We start from the raw sequence: 21,110 nt of genomic DNA, 5'->3' as shown, positions 1-21,110 counted from the left end.
CGATTCACCGCCTCCCTGTGGGGTGACGCCCATGCCGTCTGCCAGGTCGCTCCTGACCTCCTTCCAGTGCCTCGCCACCTCCCTCGCCCTCGCCGCCGGCGCGCTCGCCGTCACCGCGCTGCCCGCCCACGCCGCGGCCGGGCGACCGGCGCTCGTGGTGACCGAGATCAACGTCGACTCGAGCAACCGACCGGCCGCCGACGGGACGTCGGTCGACGCGTTCGAGTTCGTCGAGGTGCGCAACACCACCGACGCCGCGATCAACCTGGCCGACGCCGGCTACTCGGTCGTCTACCTCAGCGGGTCGACCCAGAAGACGCTCACGCACGACCCGGCGACGACCGTCCCCGCCAACGGCACGCTCGTGCTGTGGCCGCGCAACAGCGGGCACTCGGGCACCGCGGCCCTCACCAAGCAGGACTTCCGCACCTTCTACACCGGCCTCGGCTGGACCGGCTCGTACGACCTCGCCGTCCTCTCCGGCCAGAACGGGCTCAACAACAGCGGCAGCACCCTGTGGATCCGGCGCACCGACGCCGGCACGACCACCGACGTGGCGCAGGTCAGCTGGACTGCCACCGACAAGGCCGTCGACAAGACGGTGGAGTACGTCGCCCCCACCGACGGCACCGCCGTCCACCGTGTGCTCGCCACGCAGCAGGCGCCCAACCCGGGCGCCGTGCGCGACGAGCAGCTGGGCGCGCCCACCCCCACCGACCCGCCCACCGACCCGCCGACCGACCCGGGCGTGCCGACCCAGCCCCCGGCGCCGCCCACCGACCCCGACCTCGAGGCGCCGATCCTCCAGGTCACCGAGGTGGCCCCCGACACCGCGAACGCCAACGGCGGCGACGCCTACGAGTTCGTCGAGGTCTACAACGCCTCCGACGCCCCGGTGAGCTTCCGCGACTTCACCCTCAACTACCTCTACATCGACGCCAACGCGGTCACCACCAACCAGGCGCTGTGGCCCGCGGTGCCGCGCGACGCGGTCATCGACCCGGGCCGGACGCTGGTGCTCTGGGTCCGCAACGGCGCCAACGACGCGCTCACCGCCGCCGACTTCAACGCCGCGTTCGGCGCGGACCTGACCGCCGGCGAGGACCTCGTCGACGTACGGTCCGCGGGCATGGCCAACGGGGGCCTGCGCGGCATCCAGGTGATGACCAACACCGGCCTCGACGTGAGCACGACCTACTACTTCACCGACGCGCAGACGACGCCGACCACCGCCATCCAGTACGCCTGGAACCCCGCGCCGTCGACGGACCACCTGTGGGTGCCGGAGCCGAGGAACGGCACGGTGCAGACGATGACCGAGCTCGCCGTGCCCACGCCGGGCTACACACACCCGCGTCAGGTGCCCGCCGGGCTCGTGCGCACCCCGACCGCCGACACCGCGCCCACGATCGACGACCTCACCGGCGGCCCGCTGCTGCCGGAGACCGAGGACCTCACCCTCGGCTTCGACGTCCTCGACGACCACCAGGTCCGCACCGCGGAGCTGACCCTCACCACGGACGTCGGTGACCCGGTCACCCGGTCGCTGCGCTTCGAGTCGCCCGACCGCTTCGTCTACACCGTCCCGGCGGTCGACCTCTACGGCAAGCAGTGGGTCGACTACACCCTCGAGGTGTCGGACGGCACCCACACCACGACCCTCGGCCCGGTGCGCATCGACCTCACCGGGGGACCGCGTCCGCCCGTCCGGCTCAACCACGCCGACGGTGACTTCGTCCGCGGCACAAGCCCCCTCACGGCGACCACCGACGGCGACCCCGCCGGTCTCACCCTGGCGGTCGACGGCCAGCAGGTCGGCGCCGCCGTGCCGTCGCTGGAGGCCTCGCCGCGCTTCGCCTTCGAGGCCACCAACACCGACGCGTTCTTCCGCAACGGCGTGAAGATCGGCGACGAGGTGCTCACCGTCTTCGACGAGGGCTTCTACGAGCGGACCGAGACCGTGTCGGCCGCCGTGCCGCTGGAGAAGGTGGTGCGCGGCCAGCGCGTCACGCTCGGGATCTACGCGGGCACCAAGGCGTGGCCCCAGCCTGACCCCAACGAGAACAACGACGACTTCGCCGCCATCGACCCCCGCCTCGCCCTGCCCGACGGCCGGGTGCTGCGCCCCGTCACGTGTGCGAGCGCCGCCGAGGGCCAGGAGCCGACGACCCGCGCCTGCCCCGCCCCCGACGCCCGCATCGGCTTCGCCGACGCCAGCCTCGTCTACTTCCTGGCGACCTTCGAGGTCCCCGACGACGCCTTCGACTCACTGCTGCACCAGTGGGACACGACCGCCGTCGCCGACGGGCAGCACGCCGTCACCGCGACCGCCGGCGGGCAGTCGGCGACCCGCACGCTCGTCGTCGACAACACGGCGCCGCAGATCACCTCGTCGATCGAGCCGGGCGCGAAGATGCGAGGCTCGTTCGACGTCGACGCGCAGGCCACCGACGCCGGTTCCGGGGTCGAGGCACTGACCGCGACCCTCGACGGCGAGGAGGTCACCCTGCCGCACCGCACCTCCTCGGTGGACCTCGAGGCGGGTGAGCACCGGCTGGTGCTGACCGCCGTCGACGCGCTGGGCAACAGCCGCACCCGGGAGATCGCCTTCGCCACGCCCGAGGAGCAGCCGTCGGCATCGCTGGACGCACCCGCCGACGGTGCCGAGGTGCCGTCCGGTGAGGTGGCCCTCGAGGCCACCCCGAGCGACCCCGAGGGCGACGTCCTCGACGTCGAGCTGCGGCGCGGGTTCCACTTCGAGCCCGGTGACGAGGCCGTCACGGCGAGCGCCGGGACGGCGTACGACGCCGGACGGGTCACGCGCGAGGGCGCCGTGCTGCTCACCGCCGAGGAGCTGGAGGCGGTCGCGACCAACGACGGCCTCACCGCCAGCACCACCTCCGAGAGCCTGTTCCCCTACCAGCTCTTCACCCTCGAGGTGCCCGAGGGCGCCGGCGGCGACTTCACCGCCCGGGTCCACTGGTCGGGGTCGGCCAACGCCGAGGCGCGCGTGGGACTGCACGTCCTCGACGTGACCGCCGACGCGTGGGTGGAGGTCGACGAGCACCTCACCACCGGTGGTGCCCCCACCGACTTCGACCTCGACGCGCTGGTGCCGGCGAAGGACCACGTGGAGGACGGGAGGATCACCGTCCTGGTGCAGCACTCCGAGGGCTTCACGACCCCGGGCCAGAGCACCCGCGGCAGCCAGGTGCCGCCGTACTCCGGCAAGGGCGTCACACCCCGCGACCAGTACGACTTCACCGTCGCCTGGGAGTCCGACACGCAGTACTACAACCAGAACCCGGACTTCTACCGCCACCAGCGCGCCATCCACGACTTCCTCGTGGCGCAGCGCTCGAACCTCGACCTGCAGTACCTCATGCACACCGGCGACATCGTCAACGACTGGGACCAGCCGGCCCAGTGGCAGCGCGCCGACGTCGCCTACCGCGATCTCGACGAGGCGCGGATCCCCTACGGGGTGCTCGCGGGCAACCACGACGTCGGCCACCACCGCAACGACTACGGCGCCTACGGCCGGTGGTTCGGTGAGCAGCGCTACGCCGCCAACCCCTGGTACGGCGGCTCGCACCAGGACAACCGCGGGCACTACGACCTCGTCAGCGCCGACGGCATCGACCTGATGGTCGTGTCGATGGGCTGGGGAGCGGGGGACCAGCAGATCGCCTGGATGAACCGGGTCATCGAGGAGCACCCCGAGCGCAAGGTCATCATCAACCTGCACGAGTTCATGCTCACCACCGGCGGGCTCGGCCCGATCCCGCAGCGGATCATGGACGAGGTCGTCCGACCCAACGCCAACGTGATCGCCGTCGGGTCGGGGCACTACCACGACGCCTACACCCGCACCGACGAGATGGACGACGACGGCGACGGCGTCGCGGACCGCACGGTCTACTCGATGCTGTTCGACTACCAGGGCCTGCCCGAGGGCGGCCTGGGCTACCTGCGCCTGCTGCACTTCGACAACGCCGGCGGCAGGATCGTCGTCCGCACCTACTCGCCGTCGCTCGACGACTTCGACTCCGACGACCCGTCGCTGGAGCAGGTGCACCAGGAGTTCGAGATCCCCTACGCCGCCTCCGGCATGACGGCGCGGGTCAAGGAGCTCGCGACCGACGAGATCAGCCTGGACATCCTCACGACCGAGACCATCGCGTCGTTCACCGGAGTCGCCAGCGGCACCGCGCTGTCGGCAGCGTGGGCCGTCGAGCCGGGCGAGCACGGCTGGTACGTCCGCACCTCCGACCCCCACGGCGCCGTCGACCACTCCGTCGTGCACACCTTCACGGCAGCCGGGGAGTCCACGACGCCGACGCCGACTCCCACCACGTCGCCCACCACGTCGCCCACGCCCACCACCACCGCGACACCCACGCCGGCGCCCGGCGCCGTCGTCGCCGGGACGCCGTCGGTCGCGGGCAGGGTGCGGGTCGGCGAGACGCTGCGGGCCGAGCCCGGCACGTGGGCACCCGGGACCGTGCTGTCGTACGCCTGGCTGGCGGACGGCGAGCCGATCGCCGGGCAGGCGGGGCAGACCCTCGTGCTGCGGGCACGGCACCGCGGCGCACGGATCAGCGTCGCGGTCACCGGCGCGGCGTCCGGGCTGACGCCGACCACGGCGTCAGCCACCGCGCGGCGCGACGTGCGTGCGGGCCGCCTCGAGGCCGACCGGCCACGGGTCACCGGCCGGCCGGTGGTCGGAGGCGTCCTCCGTGCCGACGCGGGCGAGTGGACGCGGGGGACGAGGCTCCGCCTCACGTGGTTCGTCGACGGGCGGAGGGCGGGCGCCGGCAAGCGATTCACCCTGCGCGCGGTCCACCGCGGCGAGCGAGTGACCGTGCGCGCGACCGGAACCCGGACGGGCTATGCCACGGCGACGCGGACGAGCGCGCCGACGGCCGTCGTCCGCGGCCGCTGACGCCCGCCCACCGACACACCGCCCTAGGGGTGCGCCCCCGGTCCGCCGACCGGGGGCGCACGCCCATGCTCCGTTAGGCTGCGCCACATGCACCGAGGTCGCCGCGACAGTGTCGCATTCACCGTCGTGGTGGGCGTCCTGGTCCTGCTCGGTGGCCTCGCGATGGCGCTCGTCGTCGCCCTCTCGGGAGCGCCGGGGTCATTGGCGCTCGCAGCGCTGCTCGCTGCCATCCCGGTGGGACCACTGGTCGGCTGCTTCATGTGGCTCGACCGCTACGAGCCGGAGCCGCGCAACCTGCTCGTCGCCGGCCTGCTGTGGGGCGCCTTCGTCGCCACCGCCGCGGCCCTGGTCTTCCAGGGGATCGGCGTCGCGGGCGGCGCCAGCGAGCGCGACAGCCTCGCGGTGCTCGCGCCGCTCACGGAGGAGGCGACCAAGGGCGCCTTCCTCATCCTGCTGCTGTGGTGGCGCCGCCACGAGCTCGACGGCATCCTCGACGGCATCGTCTACGCCGGCATGGTGGGCATCGGCTTCGCCTTCACCGAGAACATCCTCTACCTCGCGGCCGCCTACGACGGCACCGACGGCCTCGGCCCGGGCGGCACCACGGCGCTCACCGGCACCTTCGTCCTGCGCGGTGTGATCAGCCCCTTCGCGCACCCGTTCTTCACGGCCTTCATCGGCATCGGGGTGGGCATCGCGATCGCCTCCCGCCGGACGTGGCTGCGGGTGCTCGCCCCCCTCGTCGGCTTCGCCGTCGCGGCCCTGCTGCACGGGACCTGGAACTCCTCGACGCTGATGGGCACCGGCCACTTCTTCGTCGTCTACGGCCTGCTGATGTTCCCGGCGTTCCTCGGCGTCGCCGCCTTCGCGGTCTACCGCCGGCGCTCCGAGCGCCCGCTCCTCACCACCGCCCTGCAGGACGCCGCCGACCGCGGGCTGCTGCCCGCCACCGACATCCCGTGGCTGGTCGACCTCCGTGCCCGCCGGCACGCGCGGCGCTGGGCCCGCGCCCAGGGCGGCCAGCAGTCCGAGCGAGGCATGCGGGCCTACCAGGCCGCGGCCATCGAGCTCGGCTACCTCCACCACCGCTACCTGCGCGGCACCGCCCCGGAGGACTTCTCCGTGCGCGGCCAGGAGCACGTCGAGGAGCTGCGCCGCATCCGCCCCTACATCTCCTTCCCCGGACAGGTGGTGCCGACCAGATGACCGAGCCCGAGGCGGAGCAGGCGGCCGCCGGCCGTCGTGTGCCGGACGCTGCCACGGCGATGGTGACCGCGCTGGTGCGGCTGCGCGGTGCGCTGCAGGAGGCCCGGCTGCCGCTCGAGCTGCCCGGTGCCGAGGCGCAGCGCGTCGCCCGTGCCGAGATGGTCGACCAGCTCGAGGACTACGTCATCCCGCGCCTGATGACCCTCGACGCGCCGCTGCTCGCGGTGGTCGGCGGCTCGACCGGCGCCGGCAAGTCGACGCTGGTGAACTCCCTCGTCGGCACGCGCGTGACCACGCCGGGCGTGCTGCGGCCGACGACCCGGTCCCCGGTGCTGGTGCACCACCCCGACGACGCGAAGTGGTTCGGCCAGGACCGGCTGCTGCCCGAGCTCGAGCGCGTCACCCGCCAGACCAACGACCCCGAGGCGCTCCAGCTCGTCGAGTCCACGGCGATGACGCCGGGCCTGGCGATCCTCGACGCGCCCGACATCGACTCGGTCGAGGAGCGCAACCGCGTCCTCGCCGCGCAGCTGCTCGCCGCCGCCGACCTCTGGCTCTTCGTGACCTCCGCGGCCCGCTACGCCGACCAGGTGCCGTGGGACTTCCTGCGCAAGGCCGCCGAGCGCTCGGCCGCCGTGGCGATCGTCCTCGACCGCACGCCTCCCGAGGCCGTCGACACCATCTCCACCCACCTCGCCCGCATGCTCGCCAGCCGCGGGCTCAAGGACTCGCCGCTCTTCACCGTCGAGGAGGGCCCGGTCTCCGACATGGGGCTGCTGCCGTCGGGGTCGGTGCTCGAGATACGTCAGTGGCTGCAGGCCCTCGCCGACGACCAGGAGGCGCGAGCAGCCGTCGTGCAGCAGACCCTCGACGGCGCCATCCGCACGCTGGGCCGTCGTACGCACACGGTGGCGGACGCGGCCACCGAGCAGGTCGACTCCGTGCGCCGGCTCCGCGAGGACGCCAACGAGGCCTACGACCGCGCGGTCAAGGGCGTCGGCGAGGCCTCCGCCGACGGGACCCTGCTCCGCGGGGAGGTGCTGGCCCGCTGGCAGGAGTTCGTCGGCACCGGCGAGCTCCTCCGCTCGCTCGAGACCCGGGTGGGCTGGATCCGCGACCGGGTCGTCAACGCCGTCAAGGGCAAGCCCCAGCAGGCCGAGCGGGTCACCGTCGCCGTGGAGTCCGGCCTGGAGACGCTGATCCTGGAGCACGCCGAGGCCGCCGCCGAGCGGGCGGAGGCCTCGTGGCGCAGCACCGCCGCCGGCCAGGTCCTGCTGCGCGACGCCGGCGAGGACCTCGGCCGCGCCTCGCGCGACTTCCGCCGGCGCGCTGAGCGCGCCGTGCGCGACTGGCAGGACGACGTGCTGGAGATGGTCCGCACCGAGGGTGCGGAGAAGCGCTCGACGGCACGGTTCCTCGCGTTCGGCGTCAACGGGCTCTCGGTGGCGCTCATGGTCGTCGTGTTCGCCCACACCGCCGGCGTCACGGGCGCCGAGGCGGGCATCGCGGGCGGGTCGGCGGTGCTGGGCCAGAAGCTGCTCGAGGCGGTCTTCGGCGACCAGGCCGTGCGGTCCCTGGCCGAGCGCGCCCGGGTCCGGCTCGAGGCGTCGATGAGCGACCTCCTCGACGCCGAGCGGCGCCGCTACACCGACCTGCTCGACAGCCTCGAGGTGTCCCCGGAGGCGCCCGAGCGGATGCGCGCCGCGGCCCGCAAGGTCGACGACCTGCGCTACGCCGCGACGCAGCCGGTGACCCCGCCGGAGGTCGAGCTCCCGACCGAGCCGCAGACCGGGCCGGAGGCGCGACCCGCGCTCGACCCTCCCCAGGTGTCGGACGATGGCGACACCGCCCCCTAGGGTTGAGGGTGGAAGCAGAGCCACCCGGACCGTGAGGGAGTCATGACGTCGTTGCTCGAAGGGGCCAAGAAGCTGGTCACCAGGAGCTCTGACATCGGCGCTCGCGTCGAGGGACTCGAGCGTGCCGCCACCGCGGCCCGGGGCCGGGTCGACGACGCCCTCGTCGACGAGGCGTCGACGGTCGCGTCGCGCGCCGCGAGCCGGCTCAAGCTGTCCGCCGACCACACCGTCGTCGCCCTCGCGGGCGCGACCGGCTCGGGGAAGTCCTCCACCTTCAACGCCCTCAGCGGCCTCGAGCTGGCCGCGGTCGGCGTACGCCGCCCCACGACGTCGTGGGCCACGGCCTGCGTGTGGGGCAGAGAGGGGGCCGAGGAGCTGCTCGAGTGGCTCGGCATCCCCTCGCGCCACCAGGTCACGCGCGACTCGATGCTGTCCAAGGCCGACGAGGACGTGGAGATGCGGGGCGTCGTGCTCCTCGACCTGCCCGACCACGACTCCACCGAGGTCTCGCACCACCTCGAGGTCGACCGGCTCGTGCAGCTCGCCGACATGCTCGTGTGGGTGCTCGACCCGCAGAAGTACGCCGACGCCGCCATCCACGACCGCTTCCTCAAGCCGCTGGCCGGCCACCGCGACGTGATGCTCGTGGTGCTCAACCACATCGACGTCATCCCCGAGGACCGCCGCGCGTCCATGGTGGACGACGTACGCCGCCTCCTCGAGGCCGACGGGCTGGCCGGCGTGCCGGTCGTCCCGGTGAGCGCCCGCAACGGGTGGGGCATCGACGAGCTGCGCGGCATGATCGCCAAGCGGGTGGCGGAGAAGAAGGTCACCCGCTCCCGGCTCGAGGCCGACGTCAAGACCGCGGCGCAGCGCCTGCAGGAGTCGACCGGCACCGGCAAGGTGCCCGGTCTGTCGAAGGAGCGCGTCGCCGCGCTCGACGACGCCTTCGCGGAGGCGGCCGGCGTTCCGACCGTCGTCAAGGCGGTCGCCGACTCGACCCGGCTGCGCGCCAACCGCGCCACCGGCTGGCCGGTCACGGCCTGGTTCTCCCGGCTCAAGCCCGACCCGCTCAAGAGGCTGCACCTCGACCTCGGCGCGTCCGGCAAGGAGCTCACCGGCGCCGCCCGGACGTCGGTCCCGAAGGCCACCGGGGTGCAGCGCGCCCGCGTCGACACCGAGGTGCGCGCCCTGGCCGAGCAGGTCGGCGAGGGCATGGCCCCGCCGTGGGCCACGGCCGTGCGGGCGGCGTCGGTGTCGCGGCTGCCCGACCTCGGCGACCGCCTCGACCGCGCGGTGGCGTCCACCGACCTCGGCGCCGACAAGATCCCAGTCTGGGCCGGTCTCGTGCGGATCCTGCAGTACCTCCTCATCATCTCCGCCGTCGTGGGCGCCGTGTGGCTCGCGCTGCTCGCCTTCGGCTCCTACGCCCGCCTGCCCGAGCCGCCGACGCCGGAGGTCGGCTCCTTCCCGCTGCCCACGCTGCTGCTCCTGGGCGGCGTCGGACTCGGGATCCTGCTCGCGCTCGTCAGCCGCTGGCTGGTGTCGCTGACCGCGAGGGCGCGGGCCCGCACGGCCGACAAGCGGCTGCGCGACGCCATCTCGGAGGTCTCGGCCGAGGTGGTCGTCGAGCCGATCCAGGCCGAGCTCGCCTCCTACGCCGAGGTGCGCGAGGGGCTCTCGACCGCCCTGCGCTGAGCCGTCCCGGGCCACCCGGCGTCCACAGGTCCGGCCGCATCGTGGTCCTCCACAGGTCCGGCGACCACGCGGGTGCCGGTGTCGGCCGGGTTGCCGAGGCTGGGTGCACCGCGGCGGGACCACCGCCGCCCCACACCCGGAGGCACCCCCATGTACGACACCCAGATCACCCTGACCGGCTGGATCGGCGGCGAGGTCACGCTCCGCGAGGTCGGCGAGCACCGGCAGGTCGCCTCGTTCCGCGTCGCCTGCACGCCGACGCGCTACCGCGACGGCGAGTGGGTCAAGGGCACCACGACCTGGCACACGGTGAAGGCGTGGAACCGGCTCGGCCGCCACGTCGTCGCCTCCCTCTCCAGCGGCGACCCGGTCGTCGTGCACGGCCGGCTCGTGGCCGACGTCTGGGAGCGCGACGGCAAGCTGCAGACGTCCTGGGAGGTGGTCGCGAGTGCCGTCGGCCACGACCTCACCCACGGCACCACGACCTTCGCCAAGCCCGTGGCTCCCGCGGTCGAGGACGAGCGTCGGGGCACGGTCCCGACGGCCGCTCCGGTGGTGGCGTCCGACGTCGCCGAGTCGGTGCCCGACGCCGCCTGAGAGGAGCCGCCCGGCGCGATTGTCGGCGGGGGAGCGGTTCCCCGTAGGCTCGCCCGCATGGCTGAGTACGTCTTCACACTGCGCAACGTGCGCAAGGCCCACGGTGACAAGGTCGTCCTCGACAACGTCACCCTCTCCTTCCTCCACGGCGCGAAGATCGGCGTCGTCGGGCCCAACGGTGCGGGCAAGTCCACGCTCTTCAAGATCATGGCGGGGCTCGAGCACGCCAACAACGGCGACGCGATCAAGGACCCCGAGGCCACGGTCGGCATGCTCCAGCAGGAGCCGCCGCTGACGGAGGGCAAGACCGTCCTGGAGAACGTCGAGGAGGCCGTCGCCGACCTCAAGGGGAAGATGAAGCGCCTCGAGGACGCCTACATGGAGATGGGCGAGCCCGACGCCGACCAGGACGCCCTCATGCAGGAGACGGGCGACCTCCAGACCGAGCTCGACAACGCCAACGCGTGGGACCTCGACAGCCGGCTCGACCAGGCCATGGACGCGCTGCGCTGCCCGCCGCCCGACGTGCTGGTCGACAACCTGTCCGGTGGCGAGCGACGCCGCGTCGCCCTGTGCAAGCTGCTGCTCGAGCAGCCCGACCTGCTGCTCCTCGACGAGCCCACCAACCACCTCGACGCCGAGTCGGTCCAGTGGCTGGAGGGTCACCTCAAGACCTACCCCGGCGCCGTCATGGCGATCACCCACGACCGCTACTTCCTCGACAACGTCGCCGAGTGGATCGCCGAGGTCGACCGCGGCCAGATCCACGGCTACGAGGGCAACTACTCGACCTACCTCGAGACCAAGCGCGACCGGCTCAAGGTCGAGGGGCAGAAGGACGCCAAGCGCGCCAAGATGCTGGAGAAGGAGCTGGAGTGGGTCCGCTCCAACGCCAAGGCCCGCCAGACCAAGAGCAGGTCGCGTCTCGCGCGCTACGAGGAGATGGCGGCCGAGGCCGACCGGATGCGCAAGATCGACACCTCCGAGATCAACATCCCCGCGGGCCCGCGCCTCGGCGACGTCGTGCTCGAGGCCGACAAGCTCGGCAAGGGCTTCGAGGGTCGCACCCTCATGCACGACGTGTCCTTCAAGCTCCCGCGCGCGGGCATCGTCGGGGTGATCGGCCCCAACGGTGTCGGCAAGACGACGCTCTTCCGGATGATCACCGGCGAGGAGCAGCCCGACGCGGGCGACCTCAAGGTCGGCCAGACCGTCAAGATCTCCTACGTCGACCAGTCGCGCGGCGGCATCGACCCGCAGAAGAACGTCTGGGAGGTCGTCTCCGACGGGCTCGACTTCATCAAGGTCGCCAACTTCGAGATGAACAGCCGCGCCTACGTCGCCTCCTTCGGCTTCAAGGGCCCGGACCAGCAGAAGAAGGCCGGCGTGCTCTCCGGCGGTGAGCGCAACCGGCTCAACCTCGCGCTGACGCTCAAGATGGGCGGCAACATGCTGCTGCTCGACGAGCCCACCAACGACCTGGACGTCGAGACCCTGTCCTCGCTCGAGGACGCGCTGCTCGACTTCCCCGGCTGCGCCGTGGTCACCTCCCACGACCGGTGGTTCCTCGACCGCGTGGCGACCCACATCCTGGCCTGGGAGGGCGACGACGAGGACCCGGCGAAGTGGTTCTGGTTCGAGGGCAACTTCGCGTCGTACGAGGAGAACAAGGTCGAGCGCCTCGGCATCGACGCGGCCCGTCCCCACCGGGTGACGCACCGCCGCCTCACCCGCGACTGACCCCGCGACAGACCGTTCACCATGGTCTGTCGCCGGATGGGCGCTTCCCTCGGTCAGCTGACCGGGGGAAGCGCCCGTCCGTCTGCACACCGTGATGAAGGATCACAGCAGGGACGAGCGGCTAGCGGAGCTCGCTCTCCGGGTGCCGGTTCACGAGGTGGTCGGCGACCCGGTCGAAGACCCGGCCCACGGCGGCGAAGTCGCCCTCGGGAACCAGGTCGACGAGGTTGCGCCGGACGCTCTCGACGTGGCACGGCGCGGCCCGCACGAGGAGGTCGTATCCTGTCTCCGTCATCGTCGCGACGACGCCGCGGCCGTCCTCGGGGGTGGTGCCCCGCGTGACGTAGCCGGCGTTCTCCATGCGGGCGATCGTGTGGGTCACCCGGCTGCGCGAGTGGGCCATGGCGTCGGCCAGCTGCGCCATCCGCATCGCCCGCCCGGGCCGCTCGGAGAGCCGCACGAGCACCTCGTACTCCGTGAGCGACATACCGAACTCCCGGCGGAGGTCGTCGTCGAGACGCTCCTCGAGCAGGGTGATGCCCATCATGAGCGCGCGCCAGGAGTGCTGCTGGTCGTCGTCGAGCCAGCGCGGTTCGCTCGTCGAGGTCATGGGCGCAGCCTAGTCGTGCGGCGCCCCGGCACGCCTCAGGAGACGCGCTCGAGGATCATCGCCATGCCCTGACCGCCGCCGACGCACATGGTGATCAGGCCGGTGCTCTTGTCGTGCCAGTCGAGGCTGTTGAGCATCGTGTTCTGCAGGCGGGCGCCCGTCATGCCGAACGGGTGGCCCACCGCGATGGCGCCGCCGTTGACGTTGAGCCGGTCGAGGTCGATGCCGAGGTCCTGGTAGGACGGCACGACCTGGGCGGCGAACGCCTCGTTGATCTCGACGAGGTCGATGTCGCCGATGCTCATCCCGGCGTGCTTGAGCGCGTTCCGGGTGGCCTCGACGGGGCCAAGGCCCATGATCTCGGGGGAGATGCCGGAGACGCCGGTCGACACGATGCGGGCGAGCGGGGTGAGACCGAGCTCGGCGGCCTTGGTGTCCGACATGACCACCACGGCGGCGGCGCCGTCGTTGAGCGGGCAGCAGTTGCCGGCGGTGACCACGCCGTCGGGGCGGAAGACGGGGTCGAGACCGGCGATGGCGTCGTACGTCACCCCGGCGCGGGGGCCGTCGTCCGTGGTGACGACGGTGCCGTCGGGCAGCGTCACCGGGGTGATCTCGCGCTCCCAGAAGCCGTCGGCGATCGCCTTCTCGGCCAGGTTCTGCGAGCGGACGGCGAACTCGTCGATCTCCTTGCGGTCCAGGCCGCGCAGGCGGGCGACGTTCTCGGCGGTCTGCCCCATCGCGACGTAGATGTCGGGCAGCAGGCCGTCCTCGCGCGGGTCGTGCCAGTCCTGGCCGCCCTTGGCGTACTCGTCGGTGCGGGCCGAGGCCTCGTCGAAGCGCGGGTTGCGGGTGCCGGGGATGTGGTCGGACGTTCCCTTGGCGAAGCGCGAGACGGTCTCGACGCCGGCGGAGACGAAGATGTCGCCCTCGCCGGCCTTGATCGCGTGCAAGGCCATCCGGGTGGTCTGCACGGACGACGAGCAGTAGCGCGTCACGGTGGCGCCGGGCACCTCGAGGCCGAGGAGGGTCGTCACCACGCGTGCCATGTTGTTGCCCGACTCGCCGCCGGGCAGGCCGCAGCCGAGCAGCAGGTCCTCGATGGTGGTCGGGTCGAGGTCGGGGATCTTGTCGAGCGCCGCCTGCACGACCAGTGCGGTCAGGTCGTCGGGACGGAAGTCCTTGAGCGAGCCCTTGTTGGCCCGGCCGATGGGGGAGCGCGCTGCGGAAACGATCACTGCCTCGGGCATGGGGAACTCCGGTTACTGGTCGGTTGCGGTGTCTCCCGGCACCTTAGTGCGCCGGTTCCCGTCAGGCGTTCGGAGGGTTGGGGCCGAGGCCGGTCAGCAGCTGCTCGACGCTCTCGGCCACGAAGGTGCGCCGGCGTCGAGACGGCAGCATCAGCGACGCGAGCAGCACGCCCTCGAGCGCGGCCACGAGCGTCTCGGCGGACGCGCCGCCCTCGTTGCCGCCCTGCTGCCCGGCTGCGTCCAGCACCTCGCGGACCATGCGCACCAGGTCGTCGCGCCACAGCGTGAAGCGCTCGGCCAGGCCTGGGTCGCGGGTGGCCGCGACCGTGAGCTCGAGGCGCGCCGCGAGGAGGTCGGGCCGGTCGAGCCAGCGGGAGAAGAGCCGGGACACCTCGGCCACCGCGCGCTCGTGGTCGCCCGGGCAGGACGCCAGCCGGCCACCGAGCGCCTCGACGTCGGCGCCGAGCCGGTCGGCGACGAACTCGCCGAGGGCGCTGACCAGGGCGTCGCGGGTCCGGAAGTACGCCGACGAGCTGCCCTCGGCGAGACCCGCCTCGCGGTCGACGGCGCGGTGGGTCAGGCCCCGGATGCCCTGCTGGGACAGCACGGTCGTGGCCGCCTCGAGTATCTGGCGGCGCCGTGGCGACAGCTCCCGGCTCGCTGGGCTCACCGTGCTCCTCTCGACCGCGCGGGGTGGTGGCGCAGGACACTACCGGGCGGTCTTGCGCAGCGCTGGCGGAGGCGTATGCTTCTACATACGTAGACACTACATCTGTAGAAAGGACTGGTCATGGAGGCCGTCACCATCTATCTCGTCGTCATCGGCATCGTCTCCCTGGCGGCCGTCGCCCTCGCCGCCGCCGCGCTCACGACGACCCTCCGCGAGACGCGCAGCGACCGCCGCGCCCGCCACGAGTCGATCCCCGCCTACTACGGCCGGATGATCCACGCCAGCTGATGGGGGCGGGCCCCTGAGGACGCCGGCTCGCTGCCCCGAGCGCCCGGCGTCGAGGTCTGCGACGATCGTCGTGTGCGCCATCTCTACCGCTGCCCGCTGAGGTGGGCCGACCTCGACCTGCTCGGCCACGTCAACAACGTGACGTACGTCGACTACCTGCAGGAGGCGCGCGTCGACATGTTCCGCACGCACGCCCCGGAGAGCCGCGCCGACGACCTCGCCGAGGGCGTGGTGGTGGTCCGGCACGAGGTCACCTACGTCTCGTCGCTCACGTTCGGCTTCGAGCCGGTCTCGATCGAGTGCTGGGTCACCGAGGTCCGCGCCGCGAGCTTCACCATGGCCTACGAGATCTTCGCCGAGGACGAGGCCGGTGAGCGCACGGTCCACCTCAGGGCGCGCACCGTGCTGACGCCGTACGTCTTCGCGACCGAGCGGCCCCGCCGCCTGCACGACGAGGAGAAGGCGTCCCTGTCCCGCCTCCTCGAGCCCGACGAGCCCGTCCGCGCCCCGTCGGCGCCCGCCGTCGTCGACGTCCCCGGCGGCGCCTACCCGGTGCACGTGCGGTTCAGCGACGTCGACGTCTACGGCCACGTCAACAACGTGAAGTACTTCGAGTACTTCCAGGAGGCGCGGATCCAGCTGATGGTGACGCAGGGACGCGACCTCGGGGACGGCTACCACCTCGTGGTCGCCCAGACCGACGTCGACTACCGCCGGCCGATCCTGTTCCGGCCCGAGCCCTACGACTGCCGGACGTGGGTGTCGCGCATCGGCAGCACCTCTGCGGTCTTCGAGTCGGTCGTCCGCGACGGCGACGAGGTGCTCGCGCGCGCCCGCGTGGTCGGGGTCTGCCTCGACAGCGCCACCGGTCGCCCGGCTCCCGTGCCCGACGGCTTCCGGGCGCTGGCCGTGGGCTAGACGCCGGACCTCAGAGCACGTCGGCGGGCGTCGGCGGCTGCGGGTCGGGGGAGTTCACCATGAACTGCGCGGCGTGGGTGACGTACTCCCAGAACCGGGCGTCCTGCTCGGGCGTCAGGTGCACCGCGTCGAGACCGGCCCGGAAGTGCCGCAGCCAGTGCTGCGCGGCCGTCGGGGTGACCATGAACGGACCGTGGCGCATCCGCAGCCGCGGGTGGCCGCGGGTGTCGCCGTAGGTCGTGGGCCCGCCCCAGTACTGGATGAGGAACAGCGCGAACCGGTCCTCGGCGGGTCCGAGGTCCTCCTCGGGATACATCGGCCGCAGCACCTCGTCGGTGGCCACGCCCTCGTAGAAGCGGTGGACGATCGCGCGGATCGTCTCCTCGCCGCCGATCTCGTCGTAGAAGGTGGTGGTCACGGCTCCATTGTCCCCGGCTGCGACACCCGCGGCACGCCGGGGCTACGCCTTCTCGGTGGGCTCGGCGGAGGCCGCCGACGGTGCGCTCTCCTGCCACAGGACGCGCTGGGCGACCGCGAGGTTGATCCCCTCGCTCTCGAAGCGCGCCTTGACGCGCTCGCGCATGGCACGCGCGACGCCCCACTGCTCCATGGGGGCGGTCTTGAGGGTGACCCGGACGACGATGCCGTCCACCCCCAGGGACTCCACGCCCCAGACCTCGGGCTCCTCCACGACGAGGCCGGTGAAGTCCTCGTCCACCCACAGGTCGTGGGCGACCTCCTCGAGCACGCGGCGGACCTTGACCAGGTCCTCGCTGTAGCCGACGGTCACGTCGAGCACGGTGCGCGCCCAGTTCTGGCTCATGTTGCCCACGCGCAGGATCTCGCCGTTGCGGACGTACCAGACCGTGCCGTTCACGTCGCGCAGCCGTGTGACGCGGAGACCGACGGCCTCAACGGTCCCGGACGCCTCGCCGAGGTCGACGACGTCGCCGACGCCGTACTGGTCCTCGAAGATCATGAAGATGCCGGAGAGGAAGTCCTTGACCAGCGCCTGCGAGCCGAAGCCGAGCGCCACGCCGAGGATGCCCGCGCTGGCGATCAGCGGTGCGATGTCGTAGCCGAGCTCGGAGATGAACATGAGGGCGACGACCGTGAAGACGACGCCGGTGATGATGCTCTTCAGGAGCGAGCCGAGGGTGGCCGCGCGCTGGACGCGGCGGGTGTAGCCAGGGTCGTCGCGCAGGTTCAGCGCGGCACCCACCCGGCCGCCGGTGATGGCACGACTGAGCCGGTCGGGGAGCACGCCGACCTCGGCGCGCGCGACGATGCGGTCGATGATCCGATGCAGCAGCCACCGGACCACCACACCGATCAGGAGCAGTCCCAGCAGCGCGCTCGGCTTGCCGACGACCCAGTCGACGGCGGTCGCGAGCCTCTCGTTGCCGGTCTCCTCGAGGACCCACGTGCACAGGTTCTCGTCGGTCGAGCAGGTGGTGAGGGGGGTGAGTGGATCGGTCTCGCTCCCGGAGACCTCGGTCACGTCCATGACAGGGGTGAGGGGGTGAGGCATGCCCGCCAGTATGGGCGATACGCTGTGGACCGTGACCACGCACGTCAGCCCGCCCGCCAGCTCCCGCTCGTCGCGCCGAGCGCTCCGGACCGCCGTCCTGGCGGCCGCGCCGGCGCTGGCCCTGCTGACGTCGCCGGTCCACGCCGACGTCCCCGAGGGATGGGGTGGCGAGACCGAGGTCAACAGCCTCGACACCCTCAACGCGCTGGCCATCTACGTCGGGGCGCCGCTGCTGCTCTTCGTGATCATCCTGGTCGCGGTCTACCTCCCGGCGATGGTCCGCGGCGAGAAGCTGCTGCCCGACCACTCCGCCGGCGAGGGCCAGTGGATCGGCGGACCCCGCCAAGGCGTCGCCGAGCTGCCCGCACCCGACAACGAGAACTCCCGAGCGGGTGGCGCCAGTGGCAGCTGGTGACCTCCTGACCGAGGCCGACCGGCTGGCGCTGGACAAGACGATCCGCGTCGCCGAGCAGGCCTGCCGCTTCGAGTTCTCGGTCTACGTCGGTCCGGCCGAGGGTGACGACACCCGCGCCTGGGCCACCCGTCTGCACAACCGCCTCGTGGCCCCGCCCCGCAGCGTGCTGATCCTCGTGGACCCCACCCGCCGGGCCCTCGAGATCGTCACCGGCGGAGACGTACGCCGCCACCTCACCGACGCCGAGGTCGAGCTCGCGGTGCTGGCGATGTCGTCGGAGTTCGCCTCCGGCAACCTGCTTGCCGGTCTGCAGCGCGGCATCACGATGCTCGCCGAGCACGCCAGGCCGCAGAACACGCTGCACGCGTAGTTGGATGGCGCTCGCGCGTGCTGTGCTTGATGGCGCTCGCTCCGCTCGCGCGTGCTCGGCGCCCCTGAGGACGTCGTCTTCCCTCCTCGCTCGACGGCGCTGCCTCGCTGCGCTCGTCACGCTTGCTCGCTCGTCAGTCCAGACGACGTCGGGCGCCGAGCGCGTGGGCTGAGGCGATGGCGCACGACCTCACCCGTGGCGCAGCGAGCGTGGCGAGCCCCAAGGTCAGATGATCTGGAGGCTCGGCGCCCGGCGCTGTCTGGACTGACGAGCGACGCGAGCGCAGCGAGCAAGCCGAGGAGGGAAGACAGCGCCTTGAAGGGCGCCGAGCACGCGAGCGAAGCGAGCCAGATAGCACCGCCCCCAGCCCAAGACAACGAAGCGGAGCGAGCCAAATAACACCGGCCCCCACCCCGGACGGGGTGAGGGCCGGTCGAGCCAGCGAGCCGGTCAGCCGGCGTCGTACGCCTGGGCCTCCAGCGCCCGGGCGATCTCCGCGCGCGCCTCGCCGATGTAGCGCTGCGCCTGCTTGGGCGCGTTGTTGTCGGCGAGCCACTCGTCGAGGCGGTCCAGCGTGGCCTGCGACGCGAGCGGCCGCGGGAAGCCGTACTCGAGCACGACCGAGGCCTTGTGGAAGCCCAGCACGTCGACCAGCGTCTCGGAGGCGGTGAGGAACTTCTCGAGGTAGGGCTGGAGGACGTCCTCCTGACCGAAGCGGAAGATCGAGAAGGCGATCTCGCGCGAGGTCTCGTTGGGCGTCGACGGGTCGAGGACCGCGTTCCAGCCGGCCTCCTTGGCCTCCGCCGTGGGCTGCGAGGCGCGTGCCGCGGCGGCCTGCTCCTGGCCCGAGATGGTCTTGTCGACCTCGAGCTCCGCGTCGATCTCCGCGTCGCCGAAGCAGCCGGCGCGGGCGAGGGCGGTGATCAGCACCCAGCGCATGTCCTGGTCGACGGCGAGTCCCTCGACGGTGAAGGACCCGTCGAGGAGGCCGACCAGGTCGTCGAGCGCGGCGTCGCGGTGCGCGGCGCCGGCGTACGACCGGGCGAAGGTGAGCTGGTGGTCGCTGCCGGGCTCGGCGGCGAGCAGCAGCTCACGCAGGCCGGACTCCCAGGTGGCGCGCAGCTCCGCGCGGTGTGCGGGGTCGGAGTAGAAGTTGACCGCCAGCGCCGTGGACGCCGGGATCCTGGTGACGGCCCACGCGTCGGTCTCCTGGCCGATGTTGGCGAGCACCAGGTCGGTCCAGTCGCGGGTGCGCATCTCGGCGTCGCGGGTCATGTCCCACGTCGCGCCCCAGACCAGCGCCCGGGGGAGCGAGTCCTCGAAGGTCGACAGCGAGGAGATCGCCGTGGCCAGCGACCGCTCGTCGAGGCGGATCTTGGCGTAGGCGTGGTCCTCGTCGTTGAGCAGCAGCAGGTCGGGCTGCTTCACGCCGGCCAGCTGGGGCACGTCGGTGCTCGCACCCTCGACGTCGATCTCGAGGTAGTCGCGCCGGACCAGCCGGCCGTCCACGTCGTCGTAGAGGCCGATGCCCAGGCGGTGCCGGCGCAGGGTCGGCCAGTCGGGGTGCGCGGACTGCGCCACGGCGAAGGAGGCGTACGTGCCGTCCTCGGCGAGCTCGAACGACGGGGCGAGCGTGTTGACGCCCGCGGTCTGCAGCCACTCCTGGGCCCAGCCCTGGAGCTCACGCCCGGAGGCCTTCTCGAGGGTGGCGAGCAGGTCCTTGAACTCGGGGTTGGCGTACTCCCACTCCTTGAAGTAGGCGCGCAGGCCCTCGAGGAAGGGCTCGATGCCCACCCACGCGACGAGCTGCTTGAGCACCGAGGCGCCCTTGGCGTAGGTGATCATGTCGAAGTTGACCTCGACCGCGTGCAGGTCGACGTTGTCGGCCGCGATCGGGTGCGTCGAGGGCAGCTGGTCGGCGCGGTAGCCGGTCTGCTTGCGGGCGTTGGCGAAGCCGGTCCACGCGTCGGTGAACTCGGTCGCGTTGGCCTCGCACCAGTAGCAGGCCCACTCGGCGAACGACTCGTTGAGCCAGAGGTCGTCCCACCACTTCATGGTCACCAGGTCGCCGAACCACATGTGCGCCATCTCGTGGGTGATGACCGAGGCGCGGAACTCGAAGAACGACCGCGGCTGGCGGCTGCGCGGGAGGTACTCGTCGCGCAGCGTCACGCAGCCGGCGTTCTCCATGGCGCCGGCGTTGTACTCCGGCACGTAGAGCTGGTCGTACTTGCCGAACGGGTAGGCGTAGTCGAACTGCTCCTCGAAGAACGCGAAGCTCTGCTTGGTCAGCTTGACCAGCGCGGCCGTGTCCATGTGCTCCTTGAGCGACTGGCGGCAGTAGTGGCCGAGCGGGATGGTGCCGAACTTGCCCTCGTAGGTGTCGAACTCGCCGTGGTACTCGCCGGCCACGATGGCGGTGATGTAGGTCGACATCTTCTTGGTGGTCGGGAAGCGCCACACCGCGACGCCGTCACCGGCGGCCTCGGGCTCGGGGGTCGGCGCGTTGGAGACGACCAGCCAGTGCGACGGCGCGGTGACGGTGAAGGTGAAGACCGACTTGAGGTCGGGCTGCTCGAAGGTGGTGAAGACGCGGCGGGCGTCGGGCACCTCGAACTGGCTGTAGAGGTAGACGCGGTCGTCGGCGGGGTCGACGAAGCGGTGCAGGCCCTCGCCCGTGTTGGAGTAGGCGCAGTCGGCGGTGACGACGAGCGTGTTGGTCGCCTCGAGGTCGTCGAGCGCGATGCGGCTGTCGGCGTACGTCGTCGCGGGGTCGAGGCTGCGGCCGTTGAGGACGATCTCGCGCACCGTCGGCGCGACCAGGTCGGCGAAGGTGCTCGCACCCGGCTCGCTGCAGGAGAACTCGAGGGTGGTGACGGACACGAAGGTCGACTGGTCGGGCTGGGTGGCGCTCGTGAGGTCCAGGTCGACGGTGTACGACGTGACGTCCAGCAGGGTGGCGCGGGTGGCGGCCTCGTCGCGGGTGAGGTTGGTTCCAGGCATGGGCGCATCCTGC

The 21,110-nt window shown here is 72.1% G+C and carries 16 protein-coding genes; 10 read left to right on the top strand and 6 right to left on the bottom strand.

The features are described from left to right. The first annotated feature begins 31 nt into the window (after nucleotides 1-31). The 6 genes from SHK17_RS15045 to ettA all read left to right on the top strand — a co-directional run bounded on the left by SHK17_RS15045 (nucleotide 32) and on the right by ettA (nucleotide 12,042). Nucleotides 32-4,945: a lamin tail domain-containing protein gene (locus SHK17_RS15045; RefSeq protein WP_322919764.1), complete on the top strand. Its 4,914-nt coding sequence runs from the start codon at nucleotides 32-34 to the stop codon at nucleotides 4,943-4,945. Between the two features lie 87 nt (nucleotides 4,946-5,032). Further along, nucleotides 5,033-6,151: a PrsW family intramembrane metalloprotease gene (locus SHK17_RS15040; RefSeq protein ID WP_322919763.1), complete on the top strand. Its 1,119-nt coding sequence runs from the start codon at nucleotides 5,033-5,035 to the stop codon at nucleotides 6,149-6,151. Beyond that, nucleotides 6,148-8,007, top strand: a complete 1,860-nt coding sequence (locus SHK17_RS15035; protein ID WP_322919762.1) for a dynamin family protein — start codon at nucleotides 6,148-6,150, stop codon at nucleotides 8,005-8,007. The genes SHK17_RS15040 and SHK17_RS15035 overlap by 4 nt, the downstream gene beginning before the upstream one ends. A 42-nt stretch (nucleotides 8,008-8,049) precedes the next feature. Then, complete coding sequence (locus SHK17_RS15030; protein ID WP_322422806.1) at nucleotides 8,050-9,705, top strand: YfjP family GTPase; 1,656 nt, start codon at nucleotides 8,050-8,052, stop codon at nucleotides 9,703-9,705. 150 nt (nucleotides 9,706-9,855) lie between these two features. Then, the gene (locus tag SHK17_RS15025; protein ID WP_322919761.1) at nucleotides 9,856-10,302 is read left to right on the top strand and encodes a single-stranded DNA-binding protein; all 447 of its coding nucleotides are present in this window, start codon (nucleotides 9,856-9,858) and stop codon (nucleotides 10,300-10,302) included. Between the two features lie 57 nt (nucleotides 10,303-10,359). Continuing rightward, nucleotides 10,360-12,042 (top strand): energy-dependent translational throttle protein EttA, encoded by a 1,683-nt coding sequence (gene ettA, locus SHK17_RS15020; RefSeq protein ID WP_172265175.1) that lies wholly within the window; start codon nucleotides 10,360-10,362, stop codon nucleotides 12,040-12,042. Nucleotides 12,043-12,163: 121 nt separating this feature from the next. On the opposite strand, the gene SHK17_RS15015 is transcribed toward ettA, so the two are convergent. The 3 genes from SHK17_RS15015 to SHK17_RS15005 form a co-directional block, all read right to left on the bottom strand. Then, complete coding sequence (locus tag SHK17_RS15015) at nucleotides 12,164-12,652, bottom strand: MarR family winged helix-turn-helix transcriptional regulator (RefSeq protein WP_172265172.1); 489 nt, start codon at nucleotides 12,650-12,652, stop codon at nucleotides 12,164-12,166. A 35-nt stretch (nucleotides 12,653-12,687) separates the two neighbouring features. After that, complete coding sequence (locus SHK17_RS15010) at nucleotides 12,688-13,902, bottom strand: acetyl-CoA C-acetyltransferase (protein WP_322919760.1); 1,215 nt, start codon at nucleotides 13,900-13,902, stop codon at nucleotides 12,688-12,690. 61 nt (nucleotides 13,903-13,963) lie between these two features. Beyond that, the gene (locus tag SHK17_RS15005) at nucleotides 13,964-14,572 is read right to left on the bottom strand and encodes a TetR/AcrR family transcriptional regulator (RefSeq protein WP_322919759.1); all 609 of its coding nucleotides are present in this window, start codon (nucleotides 14,570-14,572) and stop codon (nucleotides 13,964-13,966) included. Between the two features lie 120 nt (nucleotides 14,573-14,692). Between SHK17_RS15005 and SHK17_RS15000 the strand changes: the two genes are divergently transcribed. Continuing rightward, nucleotides 14,693-14,860: a hypothetical protein gene (locus SHK17_RS15000; RefSeq protein WP_322919758.1), complete on the top strand. Its 168-nt coding sequence runs from the start codon at nucleotides 14,693-14,695 to the stop codon at nucleotides 14,858-14,860. A gap of 72 nt (nucleotides 14,861-14,932) precedes the next feature. Continuing rightward, on the top strand, nucleotides 14,933-15,778 hold the full coding sequence (locus SHK17_RS14995; protein WP_322919757.1) for an acyl-CoA thioesterase: 846 nt from the start codon (nucleotides 14,933-14,935) through the stop codon (nucleotides 15,776-15,778). Between the two features lie 10 nt (nucleotides 15,779-15,788). Here SHK17_RS14995 and SHK17_RS14990 read toward each other — a convergent pair whose 3' ends face one another. Then, nucleotides 15,789-16,196: a globin gene (locus SHK17_RS14990; RefSeq protein WP_322919756.1), complete on the bottom strand. Its 408-nt coding sequence runs from the start codon at nucleotides 16,194-16,196 to the stop codon at nucleotides 15,789-15,791. Nucleotides 16,197-16,238: 42 nt separating this feature from the next. Beyond that, a complete protein-coding gene (locus SHK17_RS14985; protein WP_253942956.1) occupies nucleotides 16,239-17,309 on the bottom strand; it encodes a mechanosensitive ion channel family protein in 1,071 nt (356 codons plus the stop codon). A gap of 31 nt (nucleotides 17,310-17,340) precedes the next feature. Here SHK17_RS14985 and SHK17_RS14980 point away from each other — a divergent pair, with 31 nt between their 5' ends. Both SHK17_RS14980 and SHK17_RS14975 read left to right on the top strand, forming a co-directional pair. Continuing rightward, nucleotides 17,341-17,724: a hypothetical protein gene (locus tag SHK17_RS14980; protein ID WP_172265159.1), complete on the top strand. Its 384-nt coding sequence runs from the start codon at nucleotides 17,341-17,343 to the stop codon at nucleotides 17,722-17,724. Next, on the top strand, nucleotides 17,711-18,094 hold the full coding sequence (locus SHK17_RS14975; RefSeq protein ID WP_322919755.1) for a DUF5130 family protein: 384 nt from the start codon (nucleotides 17,711-17,713) through the stop codon (nucleotides 18,092-18,094). The genes SHK17_RS14980 and SHK17_RS14975 overlap by 14 nt, the downstream gene beginning before the upstream one ends. Before the next feature lie 450 nt (nucleotides 18,095-18,544). On the opposite strand, the gene pepN is transcribed toward SHK17_RS14975, so the two are convergent. Next, nucleotides 18,545-21,097 (bottom strand): aminopeptidase N, encoded by a 2,553-nt coding sequence (pepN, locus tag SHK17_RS14970; RefSeq protein ID WP_322919754.1) that lies wholly within the window; start codon nucleotides 21,095-21,097, stop codon nucleotides 18,545-18,547. Nucleotides 21,098-21,110: the final 13 nt, after the last annotated feature.

The sequence above is a fragment of the Nocardioides renjunii genome (genome assembly GCF_034661175.1).
Classification (GTDB): Bacteria; Actinomycetota; Actinomycetes; order Propionibacteriales; family Nocardioidaceae; genus Nocardioides; species Nocardioides renjunii.
This window is presented reverse-complemented; position numbering and strand designations above follow the sequence as displayed.